Raw genomic sequence first — 12134 nt, forward strand, 5'->3', positions numbered from 1 at the left:
CATTTTATCTGAATCGTGAATCGTTGATAGGCAAAAACAAGATTTTTGTTTTTATTTGCAAGCATTTATAATAATTTTTAATGCAATAATTAAAAATAAGTAGAGAATTTCTTTAAAAAATAAAAAGGTCACTCCTAAAATGAGTGACCTTAATAACACCATCAATTTTAATGATTGATGATTAGTCTTGTTCTTGTTTTTTCAAAGCTGCACCAAGAATATCGCCAAGAGAAGCCCCTGAATCTCTAGAACCATATTGAGCAACAGCTTCTTTTTCCTCTGCAATTTCTAACGCTTTGATTGATACTGAAATTTTACGTGTTTTTTTATCAAATGCTGTGATACGCGCATCAACCTTTTGCCCAATTGCAAAACGCTCAGGTCGTTGTTCATCACGATCACGCGCAAGATCAGCACGGCGAATGATTGTCTCAAGGTTGTGGTCAATCAATTTCACATTAATGTCATTGTCGTTAACAGCAACCACTTCACAGGTTACAACAGCACCTTTTCGCAATTCGCCAGAAGCGGCCGCTTCTCCAACTTTATCGCTAGAAAGCTGCTTAATTCCGAGAGAGATACGCTCTTTTTCAATGTCAACATCAAGGACCACAGCTTTAACGATGTCGCCTTTATTGTAAGTATCAATGACTTGTTCACCTGGACGGTTCCAATCAAGATCAGAGAGATGAACCATACCATCAACATCACCTTCAAGCCCAATAAATAAACCAAATTCTGTTTTATTTTTAACCTCTCCCTCAATTTGTGAATTGACAGGAAATTTATTGGCAAAAGCTTCCCATGGATTTTCAAATGTTTGCTTTAAGCCAAGAGAAATACGCCGTTTAGAAGGATCAATTTCAAGAACAACCACTTCTACTTCTTGTGATGTAGATAAAATCTTTCCAGGGTGAACATTTTTCTTTGTCCAGCTCATTTCAGAAACATGGATCAATCCTTCAATTCCTGGTTCAATTTCAACAAAACCACCGTAATCCGTAATGTTGGTAACAGCACCCGTAATTTTTTTACCAATTGGATACCGGACACTGATGCTTTCCCAAGGATCACTTTCAAGCTGTTTCATTCCAAGAGAAATACGGTGTGTATCTTGATTGATGCGAATAATCTGAACTTTAATCGTTTGACCAATTGTCAGAACTTCAGATGGGTGGTTAACACGCCGCCATGCCATATCTGTAACGTGTAAGAGACCATCAATCCCACCAAGATCAACAAAGGCACCATAATCTGTAATATTTTTCACCACGCCTTCAACGATTTGGTTTTCTTCAAGATTTTGTACGATTTCTGAACGTTGCTCAGCGCGACTTTCTTCTAAGACGGTACGACGTGAAACAACAATATTGCCACGACGACGATCCATCTTCAAAATTTCAAAGGATTGTGAATTATGCATGAGAGGTGAAACATCACGAATGGGCCGAATATCAACCTGGCTGCGCGGCAAAAAAGCAACAGCACCATCAAGATCGACTGTAAAGCCACCTTTTACTTGGCTAAAAATAACGCCCTCAACGCGCGCACCTGCATTGAATTTTTCCTCTAAACGGACCCAACTTTCTTCGCGCCGTGCTTTTTCACGCGATAAAACAGCTTCACCCATGGCATTTTCAATGCGTTCAATATAAACCTCAACTTCATCGCCAACTTGCAAAGAACCGTCTTTTGCTTTCGCTCCAAATTCTTTGAGAGGAATACGTCCTTCAACTTTAAGTCCAGCATCAATAATGGCCATGTCTTTTTCGATTGCAATAACACGACCTTTAACAACAGATCCTTCATTAAGATCATTGGTTTGAAAAGATTCTGTTAAAAGGGCTTCAAAATCCGCTGTTGTGGGATTGTATTGTGACATAAGAACTCCTAATATATACCTTGTACTATAAGGTATGAGCGCTAGGTTAGTGTTAACATTGGCAACTTCTTAGCCTTTTTCCTTGAATAAAGGAAAAATGTTAGCGCTAGGCTGGAAGCTACCTTAACGAGTTTATCTAATTATATGTATTTTTATGATTGGATCAATAAAACTACATGCAATTGCAAATGTTGCTTCTATACTCAATTCTGACGTATCAAGCAAGTGGGTGTTTTTTGCTGGTTTTAGGGGACTTTGTTTGCGTGTTATATCGCGACTGTCTCGCTGTTCAAGATCGCTAAGTATTTCATAATAATTTGCTTGTCCTCCGTTTTTTAAAATCTCTTGGTAGCGACGTTTGGCACGTGTTTGAACATTGGCTAGAATATAAAACTTGATATCAGCATCAGGACAAACGACAGTGCCAATATCTCGCCCATCGAGCACGCTTCCAGGTAAAGTTTTAGCAAAATTACGTTGTTTTTTGACAAGAATTTTGCGCACAGCAGGGTTAATCGCTATTTTCGAAGCCGCTTCGCCAAGTTCATGAGAAGAGAGGAGAATAGGATTTAAGCTATTAAAATCAAGTTCTTTAGCATAAGTGATAGCACTTTTTTCATCATCAAGAGCTAATTTTTTTTGTAAAAGCGCATAAGCAACACCACGATAAGTAAGCCCCGTATCCAGATGATGAAGATGATAATGTGCAGCAATTTTGCGTGCTAAGGTTCCTTTGCCTGAAGCGGCAGGTCCATCAATAGCAATAACAAAAGGCTTCAAGCGATTTTTCCCCCAAGTTGTTTTATAAAAGGAATAAATTCTGGAAAGCTCGTAGCGATCATTCGTTGATCATCAATGGTAACAGGCTTTTCTGATACAAGCCCAAAGATGAGAAAACACATCGCAATTCGATGATCAAGATGTGTGGAGACATACCCACCACCCAAACCTTTGGCGGAACCTTTCCCATAAACAACAAGAAAATCTTGACCTTCTTCACAGTCTACGCAATTAACTTTTAATCCTTGAGCAACAGCAGACAGTCGATCTGATTCCTTAACACGTAACTCCTCAATTCCTAGCATAACTGTTTTGCCTTCCGCAAAGGCAGCTGCTACTGCCAAAGCAGGATATTCATCAATCATCGATGGGACGCGTTCTTCAGGCACAGTAACACCTTTGAGAACCGATGATTTTATCCGTAGATCCGCAACATCTTCTCCACCTGTTTGGCGTTGGTTCAAAAATTCAATTTGAGCGCCCATTTCCCACAATGTTTCGATAAGCCCTATTCGAGAGTTATTGATCAGAACATTTTCAATGGTGATATCAGAGTCTTCTACAAGAAGGGCTGCGATAATTGGAAAAGCAGCAGAAGAAGGATCACCGGGAATATGAATCGTTTGTCCGGTAAGATGGGGGTGACCATTAAGATGAATCAAACGCGCACCTTCTTTATCTCTTTCTATGTCAAGTTTAGCACCAAATGCTTTTAACATTTTTTCCGTATGATCGCGTGTGAGAACCGGTTCAATAACTGTTGTAATACCGGCGGTATTGAGTCCAGCAAGGAGAACCGCTGATTTAACTTGAGAGGAAGCTATTGGAACACGATAGCGAATCGGATTAGCCATTTTGGGACCATGCAGCGTTAAAGGAAGGTAATTACCGTTTGTGGCCTCAATTTCCACTCCCATAAGACGCAGTGGATCGAGGATACGTCCCATAGGACGTTTAGAGAGAGAAGCATCACCCATAAAAGTTGTTTTCATATGATAGGGACCAACCATTCCCATAACCAAACGAACACCTGTTCCAGCATTTCCAAAGTCTAAAGGTTGTTGTGCAGCTAAGAGGCAACCATTCCCTGTTCCTCGTATGCTCCAGAAGTCATCTTTCTTAATTATACAAGCGCCCATAGCTTGCATAGCAGAAGCTGTATTGAGTACATCAGCGCTTTCAAGTAATCCGTGGATACATGTTTCACCATTTGCTAACCCTCCCAATATAAGAGAGCGATGGGAGATTGATTTATCTCCTGGTATTCGAATTTTTCCAGAGAGACTACTCGATTTATAGGCAGTTATAGGGATTGCTTTTTGCATGGAAATTCTATTTAATTCTATCTAACTTTTATGAAATTACGTATCCTTTAACATATGCTTTAAAAAACGTCATGAAAAAATCTACATGTAACAGTGTATTTGTCTTTGACAAAGGTATCATTTTTCGATTAAGCACCATAAAATTTATCTTTTAATGGAATGTAGTTAATCAAAGAGGCACGGTTTATGGCAAAACAAGAACTTGGAACGAAACGTGTTGATCCAGAAACAGGAAAAAAATTTTACGATCTAAATCGCGATCCTATTGTGTCACCTTATACAGGAATTTCTTATCCGCGTTCTTATTTTGAGGTTGCGGCAGCTGAAGCAAATAATGAAGAAGAAGTAGATACTGAAGAACTTGATACAGCACTTGAAAAGTCTGCTTTTATGCTTCTTGAAGAGGATGATGACGGTGCTAAAGATGACGATCTTCCCGATTTGGAAGATGGTGATGTCGATCTCGGTGATGACGATGATACATTTTTATCTCACGATGATGACGATGAGGATGATGACGTTACCGATATTCTTGGAGGCGGCGTTTCTAATGATGACGATGCTTAAAAGAAGTAAAAAAAGGCATCTTTTCCGTTGAATGCAAATTTTTCTTGATCTTCAATTTTTCTCGTTTTAGAAAAGCTGAAATTATAGACTGTCCTTTTAGGAAGAATTTGTTTTTATAGGGGCTATAGCTCAGCTGGGAGAGCGCTTGCATGGCATGCAAGAGGTCAGCGGTTCGATCCCGCTTAGCTCCACCAAAAGCGCCTTTCTACTATCAAGAGAAATCAATCTGAAAAGTTGATGTGCTTTGTAGTCTTTAGTCTAACAGCGGACTGTTTGTATTTCAACGCTATCATAATAGTGCACTTTTAATCGTTTGTTGGATTGTAAAGTTTTCCTTTCATGACAATGAAAAATAAGCCTTTCTTTAAAAAACAAAATTTGAATCCCCCTCTGCTATAATATTTCCGCAAAATCGTAATATATTGATTATGGATATCTTTTTAAAAGGTGCGTACTACTTCAATAAAGACTCGAGAACAGGATATACTTCTCTATTATTGCGAATCAGAACTTTTTTCGAGTGTTTTTTAACCTTATAAAACCTTATAAAATGTCCTGCTCATTTTAAAAAAAATTATCCCCCTTGATCAACCTTCACCAACTCATTTCTAAGGTATGTTAACATCTAAATAACACATTGATTTGTCATGATAAATTATCTACTCCATAAAATAATAATTCCAAACAGTGTAAGATTCTCTTATCATCCCCCCCGCAATATTGAATCAATTAAAATCGTTTCTTTAGCACATTATGAGAAAAGTTGAGGTATAGGAGAAAAGCAACGCTATCACAACATTGGAAACTGGCGTGTTATTTCATAAGCGCTAAAGACAAATCTTGTCCTGAATATTCATTATATGTAAAGCTGTATATACCTTTCCCCTAAACGATAGGGCTGTACAACAAGATAACTTTTTTCAATTATGATGGACAGAAATGCTTCATTTCATACAATGCGCAAGATACTTAATCTTTTAGAGGGCTTTCATTATCCCTTTATATAAAGCAGTGTTTTATGATCGTTTAATGCATGTCTCGTTTTTTATATCGAATATTTTACCCTTTTTATGATGCTGGAATTGTATTTGTTTTAATTGCTATTTTATACGCTTCACAAATAAGTATTCATATCATAATCAGCCAATAATACGCATAATGAAAATTGATATTATATTTTAAAATTTTCTTTCAATAATCTCTGATATTTTGTCCAGAGTTAAATGCCAGTGCTCAATAGAAGATGGTGTTCATTGTAAATTTTTTGAACAAAGGGGGACAAAAATATCGAGAGTATCTTCAAATATATTGTGTAGTGCAAAAACTTTCTACTGCTTAAGTTCATTCTAAAAAATAACAGTTTATCCATTCAACAATCGAAAAAATGATACTGTCTTATCGTGCCATAAGAAATTTTGCTTTCAATAATTTTATACCATCAACTCTCTCATTGAGATTTTGAGAATCTTTGCTAACGCCATCCACATCTCTTTAATTGCTGTTCGTAGAGCCTCGATATCCCTGCCATGCGCTGTGCTGCCTGTGATAGTGCAGCACTGACAGATCCGCCACTACGCGCATAAGCACCATGCCCCATGTGGTAATTTAAATAAAGGCTATATGCATCATCAAACCTCACTCCATTGCGTTGAACACTTTGGCGATGGTACCAAGCAACAAAATCAGCAGCATCTGCGAAATTCGTACGCCATGCAAAAGACTTTCCTGTAGAGCGAAGATACATTGCCCATGTACCGTCAAGCGCTTGAGCATAACCATAAGCTGTCGATTGACGTTTCCATGGGATAAAACCAAGTAGTTTTTTGCGTGGAGGACGTGCATCGTGACGAAAGCTCGATTCCATCTTAATGGTTGCAAGAATAATCGGCATAGGAATTCCATAGCGCATTTCCGCTCTTTGAGATGCCTTACCCCAATTATCAAAAAAACCATTTTTTTGTGCTAAAATAGCGCAAGCATTGTTTGTGTGGACGGGAGTGGTTGTTGCACACCCCCCTAGCAGAAACACCAGTGCCCCTAAAAACAAAAGGTGTCGCATCTTCCCTATTCCTCTCGTTTAAGAAATAAAACAAGATAGAAATACTAAAAAATTATTACCAATCAATAAAGAACATGATTTTAACTTGTGATCGTTCAGAAGCTTGCTTGATTTTATTCTTCATCAACAAAACGCAATGTTTGCGACTGAGCCGATGTTGTCATTTTTTGCGGTTCAGAATAATTTTCTTTTAATTCGACAGTTTCAATGCGATTTGCTCGTTTCATAATTTTGGAGGACGATATTAAAATTCCCTCTATATCTTCACCTGCTTTGTGAAAATGCTTCTGTAGTGCGCGAACACGCGCATCCATTCGTCCAAAATCTTCCATCAATTTCGCTACTTCTGATTGAATTAAATGCGCTTGTTCGCGCATCCGTGCATCTTTCATAATAGTTTGTACAACTTGGACAGAGAGCATCAACAAAGACGGTGAAACAATAATGACATGGGCTCTATTGGCTTTTTGTACCAATGGCTCAAAATCCTCATAAATTGTTGCAAAAATGGATTCCGATGGCACAAAAAGAAAAGCGGTGTCATGGGTTTCTCCAGGAATCAAATATTTTTGCGCAATATCACGAATATGGACGTCCATATCGGTACGAAATTGGCGTTCTGCCTCTTGACGCTCTTGCGCTGCTGCCGCTTTACGCATTGCATTCCAAGCCTCCAGAGGAAATTTAGCATCAACAACAAGAGAAGGAGCTTTATTGGGCATATGAATAAGACAATCTGGGCGCTTTCCATTGGAAAGAACTGCCTGAAAAGCATAAGCATTTGCTGGTAAGGCATCAGCAATAATTGCTTCCATCCGCCCCTGACCAAAGGTACCACGTGTCTGCTTATTGCTTAAAATAGATTGCAGTTGCACAACTTGTCCCGTAAGCGATTGAATATTATTCTGTGCTGCATCAATGACGGCTAAACGCTCTTGCAAGCGATTCAAATTTTCATAAGTGGATTTAGTCTGTACCTGAAGTGTTTGACCTATATTGACTGTCATGCCATTGAGTTGCTCACTGAGTGACTTATTCAACTCAGCCTGTCTTTGACCAAAGATTTCAGCCATCGTTTGCATGCGCCCTTGCATTTCAGCTTGTGTCTTCAGTAAAGTAGCCATCTGCATTTGTGCTTCACGCGCGCGTTCAGCAATTTCATTTTCCAAAAGTGCTTTTTTTCGATGAGAATGTATCAGCATAAAAAATGCTAAACAGACGAGTATAAACAGAAGCAAAAGCATTAGTTTGGAAAAAAGCTCACTAGCTAGTATAGAAAAAAACGAATCAAACATAAACAGTAATATAACGCTCTTATCGTAAAAAAGCGCAAGAATCCGTTTTCAATATTGACCAATAACAAACCATTGATTAATCTCTTCATTATGCCAATAAGATCTTTAGTTACTTTACCTGATCCGATTTTACGGGAAATATCAAAACCTGTTGAGCAGGTTGATACAGCTCTCCAAAAACTCGCGGATGATATGTTGGAAACCATGTATAATGCTAAAGGCATTGGTCTTGCTGCTATTCAGATTGGTATACCACTACGTATGTTGGTTATAGATGTCTCTGGAAATTCTGAAGATGAGCAGAAAAAACCACTTGTTATCATCAACCCTGAGATTTTATGGCTTTCAGATGAGCGCAATGTTTACAAAGAAGGTTGTCTTTCTATCCCGGACTATTTTGCAGAAGTTGAACGCCCTAAACGTCTGCGCGCGCGCTATCAAGATCGTGAAGGAAAACAAAAAGAAATTGAAGCAGATGATCTGTTGGCAACTTGTTTGCAGCATGAAATTGATCATTTAGATGGTCGCCTGTTTATTGATTACATTTCAAAGATCAAGCGCGATATGGTGATACGAAAATTTAAAAAACGTGCAAAAGAAAAAAACATGCAGGAAGCAGTTTTGTAATGGCATTACGATTAAGTTTTATGGGAACACCAGATTTTTCTGTTCCTATTTTGCGTGCTTTATTGAATGCGGGTCATGATATTGTTGCCGTTTATAGCCAACCTCCTCGTCCAGCTGGACGCCGTGGTCTTAAACTTATTCCCTCACCCGTGCAAAATGCAGCAGAAGAAAAATCTATTCCCGTATTCACACCCCAAACACTCAAAACAGCCGAACAGCAAGACCTATTTGCAGCACTTTCTGTTGATGCGGCTATTGTGGTTGCCTATGGACTCCTCTTACCGAAAGCTATTCTTGAAACACCACGTTTTGGTTGTTTTAATGCCCATGCTTCGCTTTTACCACGGTGGCGTGGTGCAGCACCTATTCAGCGTGCAATTATGGCTGGTGATAAGGAAACTGGGATAATGATCATGAAAATGGATAAAGGACTTGATACGGGGCCTATCGCTCTTTCCCGTTCCATCCCCATTCCTGATAACACCAATAGTGCTGAGCTTTCAAATAAACTTTCAAATATAGCCGCAGAGCTTATGATAGAAACTCTATCAAATCTTGAAAAAGGCCAACTTAAACTGACCCCTCAATCAGAAGAAGGCATCACCTATGCTGCTAAAATCAAAAAGGAAGAAACCCGCATTGATTGGACAAAACCTGCTGAATTTATTCATCGATATATCTGTGCGCTCTCTCCCTTTCCTGGCTGCTGGTGCCACATGAATATCACTGGGCAAGAAGAACGCGTAAAAATTCTTGGAAGTCGTTTAATAACAGGTCCTTCTCTTGAAATTGGTCGTATAGAACCAAATTCTTTGATTATCCATTGCGGACAGGGACGAATAGAAATAACCTCTCTTCAAAGGTCTGGTGGTAAAATTCTTGATAGCGCAACCTTTTTGCGAGGCGCTCACATTTCTGCTGTTTTTTAAAATGCCACGTTTTAAACTCACTCTTGAATATGATGGATCAAATTACGCTGGATGGCAACGTCAAGCAGAACTGCACACGATACAAGGAGCTCTTGAACAGGCGATTTTTTGCTTCAGTGGACAACAATTGACCATAACAACAGCAGGACGAACAGATGCAGGGGTGCATGCTACAGGACAAGTTGCTCATGTTGACTTTGAAAAAAACTGGCTCCCCCATACTGTCTGTGGTGCGCTCAATGCTCTTTTACGTCAACAGGGAGAGGCAATTTCAGTCTTAAATGTAGAAAATGTCCCTGATGATTTTGATGCACGATTTTCCGCTATCAAACGCCATTATCTTTTCAAAATCCTCAATCGTCGCGCTCCACCAGCTTTAAATGCTAAACGCGTATGGTGGATACCAAAGCCTCTTAATGCGCAAGCTATGCATGAAGCTGCGCAAAAGCTTATCGGACAACATGATTTTACAACTTTCCGTTCAGCACATTGCCAAGCCCAAAGCCCTATTCGTACCCTTGAACGCCTCGATGTTCAAAGAGAAGAAGAGGAAATCCTCCTTTATGCGCAAGCCCGCTCTTTTCTTCATCATCAAATCCGTTCATTCGCAGGAAGCCTTATGGAAGTGGGTATTGGACGTTGGACAGTTCAAGATCTTGAAGCAGCTCTTCATGCTAAAGATCGTAAACGCTGTGGCGTTGTGGCACCCCCTTCAGGACTTTATTTGACTAAGGTAGAATATTAACTGTTTCAAAAAAATGACTTTTTCAAAAGAAATTAAGGCAATTTATAAAAAGAACGAATCTCTTCAAAAGCTTCTGCTGCTGTATTGACAAATTTCATAAAATTAACATCACTAGGAGAGATTGTACCTTGCGAAGCTAAATATTCAAAATTGATAGCATTGCTCCAAAATTCTTTGCCAAACAATAAAATTGGCACCTGTTTCATACGCCTCGTCTGTATTAAAGTTAACGTCTCAAACAGTTCATCTAGAGTCCCAAATCCTCCAGGAAAAATAGCTAATGCTTTCGCTCGGACTAAAAAATGCATTTTTCGCATCCCCAAATAGTGGAAATTGAAACACAGATGCGGTGACACATAAGGATTAGGCTCTTGCTCATGGGGTAAAATAATATTCAAGCCAACTGTTGGGGCGCCAACATCACAAGCACCACGATTTCCTGCCTCCATGATCCCTGGTCCACCCCCTGTAACAACCACAAATTCACGATATTCTGTCGTAGCAGAATAGAGTGAGCACAAACGTGCAAACTCTCTTGCTTCATCGTAATAATGTGACATAGCACGCAAGTTTTTCTTTTGTGTTTCATTTTTTGCAGCCCACGCTACTTGCCCTGGTTCAGGAATACGTGCACCACCAAACAAAACAACTGTTGATTGAATATTATATTCTTTAAGTGTTATTTCTGGCTTTAAAAATTCAAGACCAATACGTTGTGAGCGCAACTCTGGACGCATCATAAAATCTTGATCGATATAGGCTAGACGATAAGTAGATGAACGCATTTGTGCTGAATTAGAGACTTTATGGATCTGTTGTAGAGCATCCTTCGTATGAAGAAGCGGTGTCCAATTTCCTTGTTCTTTTTTTATTTTTTCTTTACAGCCTTTTTTCATACACATCTCCTACTTTCTTATCGCTTTATTGACTGAAAACATTTCTTCGCGTAGGTCATAGAGAATAAATCTTGAAGCTTTCAACTTATTTAACGGAACTCTCATCATGACCTATCTCACGCAACTTGAAATCATCATCGAAAAAGCATTTGATGATCGCGATTCTATCAATACTACCACAAAAGGTGAAATCCGTGAGAGTGTCCAACACGCACTGAACCTTCTTGATAAAGGTGAAATTCGTGTTGCAGAACGACAAAAAAATGGACAATGGCATGTTTATCAATGGTTGAAAAAAGCTATTTTACTCTCTTTTCGACTAAACCCAATGCAAATTATTGCTGGTGGAGTCAATGGAACACATTGGTGGGATAAAGTCCCTTCGAAATTTTCTGGTTGGCAAGAAGATGATTTTCAAAAAGCGGGGTTCCGTTCCGTTCCTGGAGCGATTGCACGCCATTCTGCCTATATTGCACCAAATGTCATACTCATGCCATCCTTTATCAATCTTGGTGCTTTTGTCGATGAGGGTACAATGGTTGATACATGGACAACCGTTGGTTCTTGCGCACAAATTGGCAAACATGTTCATCTTTCCGGTGGTGTTGGAATCGGAGGTGTTTTAGAACCACTGCAAGCAAATCCAACCATTATTGAAGATCATTGCTTTATTGGTGCACGCTCTGAAGTTGTTGAAGGCTGTATTATTCGTGAAGGAGCAGTCTTAGGTATGGGTGTTTTTATTGGAAAATCCACCAAGATTATTGATCGTACAACAGGAGAAGTTTTTATTGGTGAAGTACCAGCCTATTCGGTTGTTGTACCAGGATCTCTCCCCGGAAAACCACTCCCAAATGGTGAAGCAGGCCCAAACCTTTATTGTGCTGTTATCGTAAAACGCGTTGATCAAAAAACACGAGAGAAAACATCCATTAACGATCTTTTACGTGATTAGACACAATATTGATTTATAATGGTCATTCATTGTTTTTCAACTTGAATAACATTCTAAAATACAAAAATTGTATT

General features: G+C 39.1%; 11 protein-coding genes and 1 tRNA gene. 6 read left to right on the plus strand and 6 right to left on the minus strand.

Annotation, left to right across the window (positions count from 1 at the left end; translation table 11 throughout):
- Positions 1–181 precede the first annotated feature (181 nt).
- The 3 genes from rpsA to aroA all read right to left on the minus strand — a co-directional run bounded on the left by rpsA (position 182) and on the right by aroA (position 3987).
- Positions 182–1882 (minus strand): 30S ribosomal protein S1, encoded by a 1701-nt coding sequence (rpsA, locus tag B5V81_RS01740; RefSeq protein ID WP_212111599.1) that lies wholly within the window; start codon positions 1880–1882, stop codon positions 182–184.
- A gap of 132 nt (positions 1883–2014) precedes the next feature.
- Positions 2015–2662 carry a (d)CMP kinase gene (cmk, locus tag B5V81_RS01745; RefSeq protein ID WP_212111600.1) on the minus strand — a complete coding sequence of 216 codons (648 nt, stop codon included), beginning with the start codon at positions 2660–2662 and terminating at the stop codon, positions 2015–2017.
- Positions 2659–3987: a 3-phosphoshikimate 1-carboxyvinyltransferase gene (aroA, locus tag B5V81_RS01750; protein ID WP_212111601.1), complete on the minus strand. Its 1329-nt coding sequence runs from the start codon at positions 3985–3987 to the stop codon at positions 2659–2661. Before aroA ends, cmk begins: the two co-directional genes overlap by 4 nt.
- Positions 3988–4173: 186 nt before the next feature.
- Here aroA and B5V81_RS01755 point away from each other — a divergent pair, with 186 nt between their 5' ends.
- Both B5V81_RS01755 and B5V81_RS01760 read left to right on the plus strand, forming a co-directional pair.
- Positions 4174–4554, plus strand: coding sequence for a TIGR02300 family protein (locus B5V81_RS01755; protein WP_212111602.1), 381 nt, complete (start codon positions 4174–4176; stop codon positions 4552–4554).
- 118 nt (positions 4555–4672) lie between these two features.
- Positions 4673–4748, plus strand: a tRNA-Ala gene (locus B5V81_RS01760).
- A 1277-nt stretch (positions 4749–6025) separates the two neighbouring features.
- Here B5V81_RS01760 and B5V81_RS01765 read toward each other — a convergent pair.
- The gene (locus B5V81_RS01765; RefSeq protein WP_212111603.1) at positions 6026–6613 is read right to left on the minus strand and encodes a transglycosylase SLT domain-containing protein; all 588 of its coding nucleotides are present in this window, start codon (positions 6611–6613) and stop codon (positions 6026–6028) included.
- 113 nt (positions 6614–6726) lie between these two features.
- Complete coding sequence (locus B5V81_RS01770) at positions 6727–7908, minus strand: DNA recombination protein RmuC (RefSeq protein WP_212111604.1); 1182 nt, start codon at positions 7906–7908, stop codon at positions 6727–6729.
- A 90-nt stretch (positions 7909–7998) separates the two neighbouring features.
- Between B5V81_RS01770 and def the strand changes: the two genes are divergently transcribed.
- The 3 genes from def to truA are packed head-to-tail and all read left to right on the plus strand — an operon-like array spanning position 7999 to position 10209.
- Positions 7999–8535 carry a peptide deformylase gene (def, locus tag B5V81_RS01775; RefSeq protein WP_212111605.1) on the plus strand — a complete coding sequence of 179 codons (537 nt, stop codon included), beginning with the start codon at positions 7999–8001 and terminating at the stop codon, positions 8533–8535.
- Positions 8535–9464, plus strand: coding sequence for a methionyl-tRNA formyltransferase (gene fmt, locus B5V81_RS01780; RefSeq protein ID WP_212111606.1), 930 nt, complete (start codon positions 8535–8537; stop codon positions 9462–9464). Before def ends, fmt begins: the two co-directional genes overlap by 1 nt.
- Position 9465: 1 nt before the next feature.
- On the plus strand, positions 9466–10209 hold the full coding sequence (truA, locus tag B5V81_RS01785) for a tRNA pseudouridine(38-40) synthase TruA (RefSeq protein WP_212111612.1): 744 nt from the start codon (positions 9466–9468) through the stop codon (positions 10207–10209).
- Positions 10210–10241: 32 nt separating this feature from the next.
- Here truA and B5V81_RS01790 read toward each other — a convergent pair whose 3' ends face one another.
- Complete coding sequence (locus tag B5V81_RS01790; protein ID WP_212111614.1) at positions 10242–11105, minus strand: LOG family protein; 864 nt, start codon at positions 11103–11105, stop codon at positions 10242–10244.
- Positions 11106–11211: 106 nt separating this feature from the next.
- Between B5V81_RS01790 and dapD the strand changes: the two genes are divergently transcribed.
- On the plus strand, positions 11212–12060 hold the full coding sequence (dapD, locus tag B5V81_RS01795; protein WP_212111616.1) for a 2,3,4,5-tetrahydropyridine-2,6-dicarboxylate N-succinyltransferase: 849 nt from the start codon (positions 11212–11214) through the stop codon (positions 12058–12060).
- Positions 12061–12134 lie beyond the last annotated feature (74 nt).

This window comes from Bartonella queenslandensis (assembly GCF_018155095.1).
Lineage (GTDB): Bacteria > Pseudomonadota > Alphaproteobacteria > Rhizobiales > Rhizobiaceae > Bartonella > Bartonella queenslandensis_B.